Source organism: Acinetobacter junii CIP 64.5 (assembly GCF_000368765.1).
GTDB lineage: Bacteria > Pseudomonadota > Gammaproteobacteria > Pseudomonadales > Moraxellaceae > Acinetobacter > Acinetobacter junii.
Genome location: NZ_KB849654.1, coordinates 703,429 through 720,628 on the forward strand (window position 1 = coordinate 703,429; position 17,200 = coordinate 720,628).

14 protein-coding genes and 1 pseudogene are annotated in these 17,200 nt (G+C 39.7%); 5 read left to right on the top strand and 10 right to left on the bottom strand.

Features of this window, described 5'->3' with window-relative positions:
* Window positions 1-116 precede the first annotated feature (116 nt).
* A pseudogene (locus tag F948_RS16855) lies at window positions 117-491 on the bottom strand (DUF2339 domain-containing protein); the annotation flags it as partial.
* A 187-nt stretch (window positions 492-678) separates the two neighbouring features.
* Between F948_RS16855 and polA the strand changes: the two are divergent.
* Complete coding sequence (gene polA, locus F948_RS04930) at window positions 679-3,444, top strand: DNA polymerase I (RefSeq protein ID WP_004960646.1); 2,766 nt, start codon at window positions 679-681, stop codon at window positions 3,442-3,444.
* A gap of 58 nt (window positions 3,445-3,502) precedes the next feature.
* Here polA and F948_RS04935 read toward each other — a convergent pair whose 3' ends face one another.
* Genes F948_RS04935 through ppx form a run of 5 tightly spaced genes read right to left on the bottom strand, consistent with a single transcriptional unit; the run spans window position 3,503 to window position 8,638 of the window.
* Window positions 3,503-4,072 carry a YggT family protein gene (locus F948_RS04935; RefSeq protein WP_004906765.1) on the bottom strand — a complete coding sequence of 190 codons (570 nt, stop codon included), beginning with the start codon at window positions 4,070-4,072 and terminating at the stop codon, window positions 3,503-3,505.
* A gap of 16 nt (window positions 4,073-4,088) precedes the next feature.
* Complete coding sequence (gene proC, locus F948_RS04940) at window positions 4,089-4,928, bottom strand: pyrroline-5-carboxylate reductase (protein ID WP_004906762.1); 840 nt, start codon at window positions 4,926-4,928, stop codon at window positions 4,089-4,091.
* 3 nt (window positions 4,929-4,931) lie between these two features.
* Entirely contained in the window at window positions 4,932-6,323 is a 1,392-nt protein-coding gene (gene tilS / locus F948_RS04945) for a tRNA lysidine(34) synthetase TilS (protein ID WP_075696116.1), read from the bottom strand.
* Window positions 6,260-7,084: an acetyl-CoA carboxylase carboxyltransferase subunit alpha gene (locus F948_RS04950; RefSeq protein ID WP_004960656.1), complete on the bottom strand. Its 825-nt coding sequence runs from the start codon at window positions 7,082-7,084 to the stop codon at window positions 6,260-6,262. The genes tilS and F948_RS04950 overlap by 64 nt, the downstream gene beginning before the upstream one ends.
* 33 nt (window positions 7,085-7,117) lie before the next feature.
* Window positions 7,118-8,638, bottom strand: coding sequence for an exopolyphosphatase (ppx, locus tag F948_RS04955; protein WP_004960659.1), 1,521 nt, complete (start codon window positions 8,636-8,638; stop codon window positions 7,118-7,120).
* A 274-nt stretch (window positions 8,639-8,912) separates the two neighbouring features.
* On the opposite strand from ppx, the gene trxA reads away from it, so the two are divergent.
* From trxA to F948_RS04970, 3 genes are all read left to right on the top strand, one after another.
* The gene (gene trxA / locus F948_RS04960; RefSeq protein WP_004906753.1) at window positions 8,913-9,239 is read left to right on the top strand and encodes a thioredoxin; all 327 of its coding nucleotides are present in this window, start codon (window positions 8,913-8,915) and stop codon (window positions 9,237-9,239) included.
* 327 nt (window positions 9,240-9,566) lie between these two features.
* Window positions 9,567-10,835: a transcription termination factor Rho gene (gene rho / locus F948_RS04965; protein ID WP_004955720.1), complete on the top strand. Its 1,269-nt coding sequence runs from the start codon at window positions 9,567-9,569 to the stop codon at window positions 10,833-10,835.
* Window positions 10,836-11,223: 388 nt separating this feature from the next.
* A complete protein-coding gene (locus F948_RS04970) occupies window positions 11,224-11,430 on the top strand; it encodes a hypothetical protein (protein WP_004960663.1) in 207 nt (68 codons plus the stop codon).
* A gap of 106 nt (window positions 11,431-11,536) precedes the next feature.
* Here F948_RS04970 and F948_RS04975 read toward each other — a convergent pair whose 3' ends face one another.
* From F948_RS04975 to pheS, 3 genes are read right to left on the bottom strand one after another with little or no spacing between them, the layout of a single operon-like run.
* Entirely contained in the window at window positions 11,537-11,833 is a 297-nt protein-coding gene (locus F948_RS04975) for an integration host factor subunit alpha (RefSeq protein WP_004664224.1), read from the bottom strand.
* The gene (pheT, locus tag F948_RS04980; protein WP_004960666.1) at window positions 11,830-14,211 is read right to left on the bottom strand and encodes a phenylalanine--tRNA ligase subunit beta; all 2,382 of its coding nucleotides are present in this window, start codon (window positions 14,209-14,211) and stop codon (window positions 11,830-11,832) included. Before pheT ends, F948_RS04975 begins: the two co-directional genes overlap by 4 nt.
* A gap of 33 nt (window positions 14,212-14,244) precedes the next feature.
* A complete protein-coding gene (gene pheS, locus F948_RS04985) occupies window positions 14,245-15,225 on the bottom strand; it encodes a phenylalanine--tRNA ligase subunit alpha (RefSeq protein WP_004664219.1) in 981 nt (326 codons plus the stop codon).
* Between the two features lie 231 nt (window positions 15,226-15,456).
* On the opposite strand from pheS, the gene F948_RS04990 reads away from it, so the two are divergent.
* The gene (locus tag F948_RS04990; protein WP_004960671.1) at window positions 15,457-16,458 is read left to right on the top strand and encodes a hypothetical protein; all 1,002 of its coding nucleotides are present in this window, start codon (window positions 15,457-15,459) and stop codon (window positions 16,456-16,458) included.
* Between the two features lie 25 nt (window positions 16,459-16,483).
* Here F948_RS04990 and F948_RS04995 read toward each other — a convergent pair whose 3' ends face one another.
* Entirely contained in the window at window positions 16,484-17,032 is a 549-nt protein-coding gene (locus F948_RS04995) for a GNAT family N-acetyltransferase (protein WP_004960675.1), read from the bottom strand.
* Window positions 17,033-17,200 lie beyond the last annotated feature (168 nt).

Sequence of the window (17,200 nt, forward strand, 5' to 3'; positions counted from 1 at the left end):
GTAGCTGGATGTTGCACCTGACTTTCAGAGACAGAATGATTAGGTGTTGATAATTGATTAGCTTGGTTGATATGAGCAGAAACACTATTTAAATCATTTTGGACGTCTGTTTTTCCATATTGTTCTAAATGCAATAACCGCGTTTGAAAGCTACTGATCGTCTGAATAAGACAAAGTAACAACACTAACAATGCACCGCCTGCCAACCACATCCATGTATTTGCATAGGCAAAAAGTGCGACTAATGCAGCACTATAAATCACGATCTTCTGAGCACCAATTGTAGCTGATTGAGCAAAATAACTTGGAGCATCATATTCAAGTTGACATAATCGAGTGTGAATTTCTGAAAGAATGTGCACAATAGCAACAGTTAAACCAATCGCAGAAGCAACAATAGTGCCTTGCCATTGAAATGCAATCGCTGATGCTAGTAATACTGTCAGCACAACTAAAACAATCACGATTCCCTGTTTATCTTTTTTATACATAGACTTATATCAATGATTACAGCTTTATTAATCGTATCTTACTTGATCAGTCTATAAACCGTCATTTTTACATACAAATAACTGCAATTTTTAAACGACATAGATCTTCATCATCGTTCTGCCTAACAAGGACATGGACTGCTTTTTCACGTAAAATAGCTCGCAGTTCATAATAAGGATTTGCGCAATGCCACCTTTTGTCTTGGTTGACGGGTCTTATTTTCTATTTCGTGCTTTTCACGCTTTACCGCCATTAACAACGTCTACTGGCCTACATACTAATGCAATTCGTGGTGCTATCTCAGCGATTCAGAAATTAATGCGTCGTACCCAGCCAACACATATGGCTGTTATTTTTGATACTCCAGAACCAACTTTCCGCCATAAATTATCACCCATATATAAGGGTGATCGTCCAAGCATGCCGGAGGAGTTATCTGAACAAATTCCTTATTTACATGCCCTAATTAAAGCTCTCGGCATCCCGTTATATAGCCTTCCTGGCGCAGAGGCGGATGATATTATTGGGACATTAACAAAACGAGCATTATCAGAAGGTCATCATGTCTTAATCTCGACAGGTGATAAGGATATGGCTCAACTTGTTAATCCACATGTCAAACTTGAAGATAGTTTTAAAGAACGTGTGCTTGATGAGGCTGGTGTATTAGAGAAATTTGGCGTACACCCTCATCAAATTATTGATTATCTTACGCTCATGGGCGATGCATCCGATGGCATCATGGGTGTTCCAGGAGTAGGCGCAAAGACTGCGGCAAAACTATTAACAGAATATGGTTCTCTCAATAATATTATTGCGAACGTGGATCAACTCAAAGGTAAACTCAGTCAGAATATCAAAGATAATTTAGACAATATTAAAATTGACCACCAGTTGGCAAGTATCGTCTGTGACCTCGATCTCGCTTTAGATTGGCATGATCTAAAATTGAGTCAACCGAACACCGAACAACTTCGTCACTTATACACAGAACTTGAGTTCCGTAACCAATTACAATCTTTGGATCATCCTAATAATCCAAATACGCTTGTCTATCAACAGACCTCTCAAAGTATTGTCAAAGCTGAACAAAAAACAGAATCTATAGCGGTAGAAGATCATGCAAATCTTTCAAGCCAAGATGATCAATTAGGTGAAGCGACTTATCATACTGTACTAGAGCAAGCTGACTGGGAGCTATTGTTGCAACGTATGCAACAAGCGGATCACTTTGCAATTGATACAGAAACCACCAACTTAGACTATCGAGTGGCTGAACTGGTTGGATTCTCAATCGCATTTGATGCCAATGAAGCCTACTATGTTCCTCTAGCTCATGATTATGAAGGTGCTCCTGAACAACTCAATCGGGAACAAGTTTTAGCACAAATCAAACCAATTTTAGAAAATGAGCAAGTCAAGAAAATTGGTCATCATTTAAAATATGATGCTCATATCTTTGCCAATCACGGTATCACAATCCAAGGCTGGTACTTCGATACTATGCTCGCGTCCTATGTTTTGAATGCTGCTGCAACTCGTCATGGTATGGATGATGTAGCACGTGTTTATCTCAGCCACCTGACAACTACTTTCGAACAAATTGCAGGTAAAGGCGCTAAGCAAAAAACCTTTAATCAGATTGAACTCGAAGTTGCAGCACATTATGCAGCCGAAGATGCACACGTCACTTATCGTTTGTATGAAGTACTTTCTTCAAAACTAAAAAGCTATCCTGAACTTGTTAATATTCTCCACAATATTGAGATGCCTGTTGCACGAGTACTGACAGGGATGGAAGAAGATGGAATCAAGCTTGATCATAAATTCTTAGATCAGCTCAGTGTAGAATTCTCCGACACCATGCAAACATTAGAGAATCAAGCAACTGAGCTTGCAGGTGAAACGTTTAATATTGCCTCGCCTAAACAGGTCGGAGAGGTTCTATTTGATAAGTTGGGAATTAAAGGCGGTAAGAAAACTGCCACGGGACAATACAGTACCAGTGAAAGTATTCTTGAAAAAATCGAACATCCTTTAGCGGAAGTGATTTTAGAACATCGCGGCTTGGCAAAACTCAAAAATACATATACTGATCGATTAGTTGAGCAATCACATGATGCAACCCATCGTGTACATACTAGCTATCATCAAGCTTTAACTGCGACAGGGCGTTTATCTTCTACTGATCCTAATCTGCAAAACATCCCGATTCGTACACCAATTGGTCGCCAAATTCGTAAAGCATTTATCGCTCCCGAAGGTCGTGTCCTACTTGCAGCCGACTATTCACAGATTGAACTGCGCTTAATGGCTCATTTTTCACAAGATGATGCTCTAGTACACGCTTTTCAACAAGGTCAGGATGTTCATCGTCGTACTGCCTCTGAAGTATTGGGAATCGCTATTGAAGACGTAACCAATGATCAACGTCGCCAAGCTAAAGCGGTTAACTTTGGGTTGCTTTACGGCATGTCTGAGTTTGGCTTAACCCGCCAACTTGGTTTCACTCGTGAAGAATCACGTAGCTATATTGCACGTTATTTCCAACGTTATCCAGGTGTATTGGATTATATGGAACGTACACGTCAGATTGCTCGTGAGCAAGGTTTTGTAGAAACCATTTTAGGTCGTCGTCTATACACACCTGATATTTTGGCAACAAATAAAATGATCAAGCAAGCAGCTGAACGAGCGGCGATTAATGCCCCCTTACAAGGAAGTGCAGCAGATATCATCAAACTTGCAATGATTGCCGTTGATAAAATTTTGCCTAAAGATCAAGCTAAACTTTTACTGCAAGTGCACGATGAATTGGTTTTTGAAGCTGATGTGTCAATTGCAGATGAACTTTCAAAACAAATTGCTGATGTGATGCAGTCTGTATTAGAAATTTCCGTACCTTTTGTGGTGGAAGTTGGACAAGGTCTAAACTGGGATGCCGCACACTAATTTGTAGGCATAAAAAAAGGATTGTTTTGACACAATCCTTTTTTTATTTTCAAACCGATCAAAGACCCGTCAACAGAACTTTTGCAGCTTCATTCATCAAAATCTCAGCAATATACAACGCCAAGAAAGCCAAAATTGGTGACAAATCAATCATCCCCATATTTGGTAGTAAACGACGGAAAGGCGCAAGTAAAGGTTCTGCGAGTTCCTGAATAACTTCGATATATGGTGAGCGTGACTGTGTAAACATCACCACCCAACTCAAAATAATCGTTGCAAAAATCAAGTAGCGACAGAAACGAATCAAATCCTGAATCATCGTCACGAATGTCGTAATTACAAGATAGACAGCACTATGGGGCATCTGCCCTGATAGATACATCAACCCGAAAATTTTCAACAAATAAAGCACAATCAATAAAGCAATTGCCGCTAAATTGACGCGCCCTTTGCCTACGGTTGGCAAACTACGACTTAGGATATCTACAATTTTGGTCGCTTTAACAGTTGAAAGTACAACTGGGTTATAAGGGCTAACCGCTGCCAATTGCATTAAAAAACGGAAAAAGACCAATAAAATTGCGACATTGATCAAAACACCAAAAATTAGCGCAGAACTTGCACCCATACTTGTCTTATCCTACTTAAACTGATTTTGTCTTTTCACTTAACTCTTGTGCAAGCTCTTGACTACGTTTCTGAGCTGCCGCAAGCGCTGCTTGAATATTTTGTGAAATCTGCGCACGATCAAATACCTCTAATGCAGCTTGAGTCGTACCATTTGGAGATGTCACATTTTTACGCAATTCTGATGGTGAGTTAGAGCTGGTAATTGCCATTTGGGCTGCACCCAATGCTGTTTGCAACGTTAGTGCTGTTGCAACTTTCTCATCTAAGCCCAAATTCTTTCCTGCTCGAATCATACTTTCCATTAGATAGAAAAAATATGCAGGTCCCGAACCTGATACCGCTGTTACAGCATCAATTTGAGCTTCGCTATCGACCCAAATCGTCAAACCTGTTGCAGCTAAAATTTGACTCGTTAACTCACGATCTTGAGCATTAACAGCTTCTGAAGCATAAATACCGTGCGCACCTGTTTGTACTAAAGCAGGTGTATTTGGCATTACACGCACAATACGCTGGCTTCCACCAATCAGCTCTGAAATTGTTTGAATTTCTGCGCCTGCAATAATGGAAATAACCAGTTTATCGGATAGCAAACCTTTTAAAGGTTGTAAAACCGTAGCTAACACTTGAGGCTTAACCGCCAGTACGACCACATCTGCATTTTGAATTGCTTCAACATTGTCCGTGATTGTTTGAATTCCTTTTTCTTCTAATATTTGACGAATTTGTTCTACTGGATCTGAAACTGTAATTCGTGTTGTTGGCAGCCCACGAGAAAGTAATCCTCCGATCAAGGCCTGAGCCATGTTACCGCCGCCAATAAAACAGATGTTTTGATTCAATGCTGTCGCCATTTCCTACTCGTCATTTGAAAAAGATTGAGGAGAGTTTTCTCGACAATCTGAAACTAAACTTGGTTGCCACCCTCCCTGCTCGATATAGTCAGATTGAGCCAACCAAAACCCTTTAGGGCTAAAAACCCCAAGCATAACATTTTCCACGACTAATATTTGAATTGTATGACGGAACCAAGGCAAAATCTGTGCATCTTGAATCGCTTTTTTCAGTGGCCAATGCCCGATTCGCCCGTAAAGATGAATTTTTTCACCACCTTGACGTTTAATCAATTTTAAATCTTTATTTAATAATTGTTTGGAAAGACCTATATCTTGCGTCAATATTTTGAACTTACCTGAAGCAGTTTGAATCATTTGTTCCAAGTTGTAAGATTGATTCATAATAGGTTGAATTGGAAAAAGCTTTTCTGCGTACAGCTCTGCATGAGTTAGACGATACAATTTTTTCTGGTAGCGGACATAATAATAAGAATTAATATGTAAAGTTGCTTGTGCGTCAGGCTTAGCAAAAATCACTTCATCTTGAAGGCGTTTGACCATTTCATAACTTGGGCGGTATTGATCTTTGCCTTTTATCCAAGCGGACAACAATTGACGTTTGCGTGCATCCGATAATTCCAACAGGCGAGTTAAATCCAGCTCATTCTCAGTTGCACATAATTTCCAATCACTTTGCAGTACATCATCTAAAATTTCTGCGGCATCTTGCATCAGATAACTCGTTCGTGACACAGCTGATTGCATTTTTGGGAAGCGCCTTTCTAATACAGGCCATAACTCTTCACGACACCATGCCCGATCATAATGAGTATCATGATTTGTTGGATCGACAACATATTCAAAACCAATTTGTTTAGTCCACTCCTCAATTTGCTGTCGGCTGAGCTCTAAAAAAGGTCGCCATATCGTCAAATCTTTTCGCACATCATATGCTTGCATGGCGGATAAACCATTAACACCTGCACCTGAAAATAAACGCAATAGTAGAGTTTCAGCTTGGTCTTGTTGGTGATGAGCTAACACCAAGATTTCATGATTTTTTAAATGCTGTATATAGGCTTGATAACGTGCATGACGTGCTTGCTGCTCAAGATTTCCTGCATCGACATGTACTTTTTGGATCACACAAGGAATGTTTAATTGTTCAGATTGTTTCTGAACTAAACATCCCCACTCCGTACTGCTCGATTGCAACTGATGATCAATATAAATTGAACGGGTTTGGCTTGGGAAAATTTCGGACATTAGATACAACAACAGCATGGAATCCATGCCGCCGCTGCACCCAATTAAGAATTGAGTATCTTTAGAAAAATGCTGTGTTTGTGCTAAGACGCGATGCCTAAATTGCTGCTGCCAAACTTCATTAAACGTTGATAACGTGCTTCGCATCGTGCTTGAGCATCCATCGGTTGCAATTCTTCTAAGGCTTGTTTGAGTACATCTTTCAAATCATGCATGACTTTCTCAGGTTGCAAATGTGCCCCCTCACCTTCATCCACAACATACTCCACAATTCCAAGCGCTTTCAATTTGTCAGCAGTCAGAGCTAAGGCTTCACTCGCTTGCGCTGCTTTATCAGCAGTTTTCCATAAAATAGAAGCACAACCTTCTGGTGAAATCACAGAATAAATACTGTGTGAAAGCATAATTACTCGATCTGCCACACCTATACCTAGCGCACCACCTGAACCACCTTCACCAAGTACAGTCGCAATCACTGGCACTTTCAAACTAGAAAGCTGAGCCAAACTGGTTGCAATCGCTTCTGCTTGTCCACGCTCTTCTGCACCTACACCTGGATAAGCACCCATGGTATCGACAAAAGTAAATACAGGTAAATTAAAACGCTCAGCCATATCTAGCAAACGTTGTGATTTACGATAGCCTTCTGGGTTACACATACCAAAGTTATGTTGTAACTTTTCACGCGTACTACGTCCACGATGTTGACCAACTACCATTACGGGTTGTCCGTCAAAACGAGCAAGACCACCGATCATGGCACCATCATCACCATACAAACGGTCACCGTGAAGTGCATCAAATTCAGTAAAGATTTCACTAACATAATCTAGAAATTGCGGGCGTTCAGGATGTCGCGCAATTTGAACCGTAGCCCAAGCCTTGGACTGAGTCGCTTTATTTTTCATAAGTCGTAGATAATCCCTAACAAGGATGTATTGTTAATCAACAAAATTGTCTGACTGAATATTTAACTCAATGTCCCAATTCTTAAACTGCACTTGCTCATCATGCAAATCAGCAACCAATAAAGGCCATTGTTTAGCATCGCCAGAAACGCTGAGTTGCCATTGTTGACCATTTACAACACTCAGTTCAATGGCAGGAAGCATCTGATCACTACGACTATGGTTCAGCAAAACAGCGAGGCGTAATAGCAAACACAAATAAAGTAAATGGCTGCCACCCACCTTCATTACATCATTTTTTGCATCTGCACGTAATTTACGACGATGGTGCGATACAAGATGAGAGAGGTGATTTTGATCGATTTGAGAGAAACCGGGGATATCAGAATGCTGCAATAAATATGCACCATGACGATGATAACCACCATGACTAATCGCTAATCCAATTTCATGTAAATAAGCTGCACGACGTAGTAAGTCACTGTCTTCAGTCGTTAAATTTAAAGCAACTGCAACGCCATCAAACAATTGTTGCGCGGTATTCACTACACGTTCGGCTTGTTTAGGATCAGCGTTGTAACGTCCCATTAATGCTTGCACACTACGGTCACGAATATCTTCATGTTTAAATCGACCTAACAGGTCATACATCACACCTTCACGTAATGCACCGTCAGAATATGCCAATTTATCAATATTCATCACTTCAAAAATAGCGTACAAAATTGCTAGACCAGCTGGCAAAACTGCTCGACGATCTTCGCGTAGTCCTTCAAAATCAATTTCAGAGACATGTTTGAATTTTAACAAACGATCTTTTAACTTATATAAGCCTTCACGGGTCAGATTTTCTTGCTCATCACTTAAACCTAAATTCACAGAAATCTGGCGACAAGCTTTAATCGTCCCGCTAGAACCGACTACTGTATCCCAGCCTTCTGATTTATAAGTATTTGCGATTGCAGAGAGCTCTTTACGAGCAGCAACTACCGCTTTATCAAAGGCTTTTGTTGAAATCTCACCATCTGCAAAATATGCCTTACTAAAGGCAACGCAACCCATTTGCAAGGATTCAGTATGCAAAGGCTCAAACTCTTCACCAATAATAAATTCTGTTGACCCCCCACCGATGTCAACGACTAAACGTCTGCCACCATTTGCCATGGTATGAGAAACACCTAAATAAATTAGACGAGCCTCTTCACGACCAGCAATAATCTCAATTGGCTTTGGTAAAATTTCAGCAGCTTTTTGAATAAACTCGTGACCATTTTTAGCTTGTCGTAACGCATTGGTTGCCACAATTCTTAAACGATTAGGTTGAACAGAACTTAAACGCCCAACGAATCGAGCTAGACAAGCCAAACCACGCTGTTGCGCAGCTTCAGTTAAATTTTTATTTTCATCGAGTCCAGCGGCCAACTGAACCTTTTCTGACATTGAAGCAACTTTCTTAACCTCTCCGTGATCTACACGAGCAATTGCCAAATGGAAACTATTCGATCCCATATCAATCGCAGCAAGTAATTCTTCATCAATCAGAAAATCAGACATTCTTCATATAAACCCATGCTCAATTCACGCATTAGAGTAATTCACATGCTTAGAATTTTAAAGTCATTTTAAGCAATAAAAGCAGCAGATTTTCTCTTTTTAACACATAAATGATTGTATAAGTCGATAGTGAACATCGTGAGCATCCATTGGACTTTTCATTTTGATACTTGAATAATGGCAACAAACCCTTACATTGAATAAAGTAGCAATGTAATATTCATCGTGAAGATGATTGAATTCGCACTTTATTTCTAAATTTTGGAGCAACCTTATGTCTGCGACTATTGTTAATACAACTGATGAAAACTTCCAAGCAGATGTTTTAGATGCTGAAACTCCTGTACTTGTAGACTTTTGGGCTGGTTGGTGTGCACCTTGTAAAGCAATTGCACCTGTCCTAGAAGACCTTTCTAACGAATATGCAGGTAAAGTAAAAATCGTTAAAGTCGACGTAACTGCATGTGAAGAAACAGCTGTGAAATACAATATCCGTAATATTCCAGCTCTATTAATGTTCAAAAATGGTGAAGTTGTTGCTCAACAAGTTGGCGCAGCTCCTCGCTCAAAACTTGCTGCATTTATCGATCAAAACGTCTAACTTTATTTAGATTGAACCCGACTTCAAATACGTTATTAGTCTAATAGCGTATTTCCTCGTATAAATTGACATTTTCCTTGATTTAACCTATATTACTGGATCAAGAAGCTTTGAATGGAATCTACTTCATCGCGCTTCTTACAAGACACAAACATAAGATCGCCGCTCGGCAATAACAATTGTTTTCACATTTCTCTCTGAAACAATGAACCAGACTACTGAATTGTGGTTGTGTAAATACAATTACATCAGCACGTATGTATGCGGTCGATTTTTTATTCTTTCCCTAACATTATCCTCCACTTATTCCATTCTGTCTGACCACTTATGAACTTAACTGAACTCAAGAAAAAACCCATTGGCGAACTCATTAAAATTGCGGAGTTTATGGGCCTTGAAGGCATGGCACGTAACCGTAAACAAGATATTATTTTTGCCATTTTAAAGCGCCATGCCATGAATGGCGAAGAAATCTTTGGTGATGGTGTTCTTGAAATCCTTTCTGATGGCTTTGGTTTCCTTCGCTCAGCCGCTGGTTCATATTTAGCTGGACCAGATGATATTTATGTGAGCCCATCACAAATACGTCGTTTCAACCTTCGCACTGGCGATACCATTACAGGTACAATTCGCCCACCTAAAGAAGGTGAACGTTATTTTGCTTTACTAAAAGTAAATCAAATTAACTACGACACACCAGAAAACTCGCGTAATAAGATTTTATTCGAAAACCTCACTCCATTGTTCCCAACTGAACAACTCGTTATGGAGCTAGGCAATGGTACAACTGAAGATCTCACTGCACGTGTAGTAGATTTAGTAGCACCAATTGGTAAGGGCCAACGTTCAATCATTGTTGCACCGCCTAAAGCAGGTAAAACAATGTTATTGCAAAACATTGCTCAATCAATCGTCCGTAATAATCCAGAAGTATTTCTGATTGTTCTTCTTATTGACGAACGTCCCGAAGAAGTAACGGAAATGGAACGTACAGTACGTGGTGAAGTGGTTGCCTCGACCTTCGATGAAGCACCAGCTCGTCACGTACAAGTTGCGGAAATGGTGATTGAGAAAGCAAAACGTCTAGTTGAGCATAAAAAGGATGTTGTGATTCTGCTTGACTCAATTACTCGTCTTGCACGTGCTTATAATACTGTCATTCCTTCATCTGGCAAGGTACTTACAGGTGGTGTAGATGCTCATGCATTAGAACGCCCAAAACGCTTCTTTGGTGCTGCACGTAATATTGAAGAAGGTGGCTCACTTACAATCATTTCGACCGCATTAATCGAAACAGGTAGTAAGATGGATGATGTCATTTACGAAGAATTCAAAGGTACAGGTAACCAAGAGATTACGCTTGATCGCCGTATTGCAGAGAAACGTGTATTCCCTGCAATGAACATCAAGAAATCAGGTACTCGTCGCGAAGAGCGCTTAATGGGTGAAGAAAACTTACGTAAAGTCTGGATTCTACGCAAATTATTACATCCGATGGATGAGCTTGCCGCAATGGAATTTTTATTAGATCGAATGAAAGAAACCAAGACGAATGATGATTTCTTTGATCAAATGAAACGCAAAGCATCAACATAACGGCAACATAAAAAAGCCACCTTAATGGTGGCTTTTTTTAATTGGTTGACAAGATTACATATTTTTTACATTTAAAATGTATTTCTTGATAAAAATTCAAGTATTTGATTTTAAAAAAATTAACAAATAAAACCCTATTGTAGTAATAAAACTCCTATCAAAAACCAATTATCAATAGTTATTTTCTATCAAAAATTAGCCAATTTTTGTCAAATTTTGTCGTTTTGTTGGACAGAACAGTAGTAATTCATGGTTTGCTTTGATAGGATAGCCACAGACCAGTTAGGCTGCTCCCTGCGTTGTTACCTAAAAGCGTTTAGGAATATTAAAAGCACAAACAGACTAACTAAGGTTTTTTTTAATCTCACAATTTTATGAGAGTGATGCCATGTTATTCAAAAAATTTGCTGTTGTTGCTGCTATCGCTACTACTTTAGCTTTCGTTGGTTGCTCTAAGAAAGAAGAAGCTGCTACTGATGCAAACGCTGCTGCTTCTGAAGCTACTGTTGCTGCTTCTGACGCTGTTGTTGCTGCTTCTGACGTTGCTGCTTCTGACGTTGCTGCTTCTGACGTTGCTGCTTCTGCTGCTCAATAATCTAATTTTAGATTATAAAAAAGAGAACCTTACGGTTCTCTTTTTTTATGCCTGATACTTTTATGTTTAATTTTAAATAAAAAAAAGTGGATATAAAAAAAGCAGATCAATCGATCTGCTCATTTCCAACACGTTGTCTAAATTTCTGCCCTGCTCTAAACGTCACTACACGACGAGCAGAAATTGGAATTTCTTCGCCAGTCTTAGGATTTCGCCCTGGGCGTTCACGTTTATCACGCAATTCGAAATTACCGAATCCAGAAAGTTTGACTTGTTCACCCGCAATTAAGGCTTGGCTTATTTCATCAAAAAATAGCTCAACCATTTGCTTTGCTTCTCGGCGATTTAAGCTAGTAAGCTCACTTAAATGGTCCGCCATCTCTGCTTTTGTTAATGCTGTCATGAGGCCCTCAATGTCGCTTGGTAAGTGTCTTCCAACACTTGAATAATGTTATCCATACCAGATTTAATTTCAGCATCTTCAAGCGTACGTGCTGGATGTTGCCACAACACTGCAAAAGCTAAAGAGCGCTTGCCTTGTTCAACCCCTTGCCCCGTATACACATCGAATAACCATGTTGAGTCGAGTAACTCACCACCAGTCTGCTCAATTAAGCGCTGAATATCTCTAACCTCAATATTATCAGAGATTAAAAGCGCAATATCACGTCTAACCGATGGAAAACGTGATAATTCTGTAAAATTAGATACATAAGATTGCAAAACAGCCTGCTGATCCAGTTCTGCCACCCATGTTGTGCTCAAATCCAGCTCATTTTCCAGTGAGGGATGTAAACGCCCCAAGTAACCAATCGACTGTCCATTTACCACAATTTCCGCAGATTGACCTGGATGCAGCCATGCACGCTCAGTACGGACAAATTCAGCCTTTACACGCCCCGCAGCCAGAATTTCTTCCACCTCACCCTTGAAATCAAAGAAATCCATTGCCTGTGGCTTTGCATGCCAAGATTCTGGTACACGTGAACCAACCGCAATCATGGCCAGAGTCGGAATCTGTTTCAGGTCATGAATACTTTGTGCATTTTGATAATCAAAACGCAAGCCCAGTTCAAAGAAACGGACACGCTGCTGCTGACGGTTTAAATTGTACTGGACACAAGGAATCAGGCTGGATAACAAGGTACTACGCATTGCAGCCAAGTCACTTGAAATTGGGTTGGCAAGCATTAATGGCTGCACATTTGGATTCAATTGCTTTTCAAGTTTTGCATCGGCAAAGCTAAAGCTAATCGCCTCTTGATACCCCAAAGTTGCAATGGTCTGGCGCAGTTGAGCAATTTCAAAACGGTCTTGATATTTCTCTAGTTTCACATCAATTTTTGGCAAGCTGATCTGAATGTTGTCATAGCCGTGAATACGTGCAACTTCTTCAATCAAGTCTTGATAAATTGCCATATCATAGCGATGTGATGGTGGAACTACGCTCCACTCACCTTCAGCTTTGCTTTCCACCACACAGCCCAACCGTGTTAATGCATCTGCAATAAAATCACCAGCAACTTGATAGCCTAACAACTGATCAACCTGTGCTTGTAGCAATACAATCGCTTCACGTTTCGGCAATAAAGCCTCTTGCTCGGCAACCGTAATTGGACCAAATTCACCACCAGCAAAGGCTTGAATCAGCTCAGAAGCACGGTGCATGGCAATCATCGGCAATTCAAAGTCAACGCCACGTTCGTAGCGCTGTGATGAGTCAGTATGCAAACCAAAACGACGAGCACGACCTGCAATAGCTAAAGGTGCAAAAAATGCACTTTCAAGGAAAATGTCTTGAGTCTCATCAGTTACCGATGAATCCAGCCCGCCCATAATGCCTGCAATTGCCAATACTTTCTGATCATCTGCAATAACCATGATGTCATCTTGCAGTTCAACTTCTTGATCATTGAGCAAAGTCAGTTTTTCTTGTGGCTGCGCTTGGCGCACTTGAATCGAACCTTCGATTTTTGCCAAATCAAAGGCATGCATCGGTTGACCAAGCTCAAGTAATACATAGTTAGTAATATCCACCAAAATACTATGCGTACGAATGCCTGAGCGTGCCAATGCCTGTTCCATCCATTCAGGGGTTGGCGCTTTGACATTGACATTTTTGATAATACGACCCAAATAACGTGGTGTACCTTCCGTGCTAATCGTTACTGCTTTCTCATCTGTGATTGTTGCAGGTACAGACTGGATCTCAGGCTCATTCATCTTTAACTGATTGATCACTGCGATTTCACGGGCAATCCCGCGGATACTAAAGCAGTCACCACGGTTTGGCGTGATACTGATATCAATGACATTGTCATCAAGTTTTAAATATTCACGAATATTCATCCCCACTGGTGCATCAGCAGGCAACTCTAACAAACCATCAATTTTGTCTTCTAAATCAATTTCAGAAGCACCGCAGAGCATACCTTGTGATTCAACACCACGCAGCTTGCCTTTTTTAATTTTGAAATCACCTGGCAATACTGCACCGATCATTGCAACAGGAGCTTTCATGCCCACACGAACATTTGGCGCACCACAGACAATCTGTAAGGCCTCACCCGAACCAATATTAATCGTGGTCACACGTAAACGATCCGCATCTGGATGTTGTTCAACCGTAAGGACTTCACCAACAACCACACCAGTAAACGGTTTTGCAACAGGTGCTAACTCATCAACTTCTAAACCCAACATGGTCAATTGATCGGACAATGTATCGCTATCAATCGCTGGATTTACCCAGCTGCGTAACCAATTTTCACTAATTTTCATTTGTATAAACCTTCTTTAATCCTGAAAAACTGTTTAGGCAAATTGGCGTAAGAAACGCACGTCATTTTGGTAGAACATACGCAAATCATTGATGCCATAACGCAACATTGCAAAACGTTCTACCCCTAGACCAAAGGCAAAGCCTTTGTATTTATCAGGATCAATTCCTGCGGCACGCAATACATTTGGATGCACCATGCCACAGCCTAAAACTTCTAACCAACGACCACGTTCATCCATAATATCCACTTCTGCACTTGGCTCTGTAAATGGAAAGTAAGATGGACGGAAACGTACTTTTAAATCTTTTTCAAAGAACTCATTGAGTAGGTTAATCAATAAACCTTTTAACTCAGCAAAGCTGGTATTTTCAGCAACGTACAAACCTTCGATCTGATGGAACATTGGCGAATGGGTTTGATCTGAGTCACAACGATAAACACGGCCAGGACACACGATACGAATTGGCGGCTGACTGGTTTCCATGGTTCGAATTTGCACGCCCGAAGTATGGGTACGAAGCAAATGGGTTGCATCAAAGTAGAAAGTGTCATGCATGGCACGTGCTGGGTGATGTCCCGGAATATTTAAGGCTTCAAAGTTGTGATAATCATCTTCAACTTCTGGACCATGTGCTACTTGGAAACCTGCTTTAGTAAAGAATTGGCAAATACGCTCTTGTACTTGAGTCACAGGATGAATACTTCCCATGCGCTGACCGCGGCCTGGTAAAGTAATATCAATGGTTTCACTTGCTAATTTTTTTGCCAACTCAGCTTGTTGTAGTGTCTGCTGACGTTCAGTCAAAGCAGCATTGATAGCCTCACGAACAGCATGAATCGCAGCACCTTGTACTTTGCGCTCTTCAGGATCCATTTTTCCTAATGCTTTAGACTGCTCTGCAAGCTGGCTTTTTTTCCCTGTAAATTGCACACGAACTTGGTCGAGTGCGGCAAGGTCTTGAGCCGCTGCAATGGCAGCAAGCGCTTCAGTGGTCAGGGCTTCCAGTGACATAGTAACTCTCAAAGCAACAAATTATAGAAATATAATAAAACGCTATAGTTTATCAGCTTTTTACCTAGTTTATGAAGATAAAGGACTGTTTAAATAGAGTACTTTTTAGCGTTAAACTTTATGCCCAAATGGACAACAAATGCCCGTGGTGCAATAAATTTTCGCAAAAAAATAATCAATATCTGAATAAAATGTATAAGATACGAATATCGTCAATGAGAAACAATAACGATGGCGCTTGATCAAATCTGTAAACAACAACTTACACTTGTTAGCTATGGCAATGAATTTCTTGCAGGAAATCTGAACTTTAATCGCTGGATCGAACATCCTATTTTCAGTAAAAACTGCTTAATCTTCAGAGATCTACTATCACAACATTTGCTGGCACAACATTTCCAAATTTGGCTTGAGGGTTTGAAAAAACAAGGCGTCAAAAAACTAAGCTTACATCTTTCTAGTATTCTCAACGACGAACAAAATCCTAATCCTAATGTCGAGCTTCTACCATTTGCACATTTTATTGTAAGTCATCAAACCAATAAAAAAACCGCTTGGATTTGCGGACATGAACTCGCTGAATGGTTTAACACTGATCAGGAATTTGAAACACCTTTTTCTCAAAAAAACACAATAAGAGAAGAGACATTTTGGCGCTATGAATTAAATGATAAATACGCTAAAAAAATCGATACTGATTTACAGAAAATCAATTGGAACGATGTCTCAAAATTTTTAGAGCGCGAATTATTTAATAGCAAATATGCGGAATACTTTTTAGAACCTGAACAACAAGATTTCCCATTTTATGGCTACGAAATAGATCATAATCAGCCTGATGAAACACTTTTGGCGTTGATCCCAACAGATTATCCAGCTGATTGTGCTCATCAATTATTACATCGAACACAAGCACTTATCGACCACTTAGAAGAACAAAAAAAGCACCCTTATACAGATTCTGGTGAACTCATTAGCCCTGAAGAACAAATCAATCTTCGTAATTTTTCACAGAAGGCTGAGGATTTATTCGCTAAATTAATCGTCAAAACAGCAAATCATTATCAGACAGCTCAACTTACCATGGATGAACCAGAGATCATCGACCGAACCATGGAAACCCCACAACAGTTCAATGAAGCTCATCCACACAAGGTTGGAACTTCTAGCGTCATTAAATTAATTATTCTTACGGTAATTATCTGTTTGGTTGCTTATTATTTTGGGCTTTAATAAAAGCGTACAACTTTTAATTAGATTAAATTTCCCATTGATAAATTAGCTCCGTTATTCCTTCGCCGAACTCTGGAAGTTCGGCTTCTCCAATCAATTCAGCTCCAATCTTTTCATAAAAGAAACGACTGGGATTCTTATTAAAAACCTCTAAACGAATAAACTGATATCTTTTCTGAACAACATAGTCGTAAAAGCATTGAAACATTTCACGCCCAATACCTTGTTTTTGGATTTCCTGCAAAAGATAAAAAGCGCGAATTTCAGCTACATTATTTTCAGGATTTAAATATCCATCTAAAAAACCCTTTATTTTTTGATCTTCAATATACACTAACAATTGATGATCTAAACTTCTTGTGATTGCTTGCCATAATATCAATTTTTCCTGTGCATCTAATTGATCTAATATTTCTTGATTAAGGATATTTGCGTAAGTTTCTTTCCAACACTGTACGTGAATCTCAGCGATTTTAGCTACATCTCCAAAGTTAGCTGTACGTATTTGACCTTTTCGATTGCTTTGCAATTCAAACTCCACAAAAATTTGTTCAGCTAAGTGTTGATCACCCAACTTGTATATGAATGTTAAAGAAGCAAAAACTGTGCAAAAGCGAACTAATTATTAAGATCATTTTTCTAAATTAAAAAAATATTTAGCCATAAAAAATAGAGTTTTCACAATTTAAATCACATACTTAAATTGTGAAAACTTAGACTACTAAAAGCAATAATTTACAGT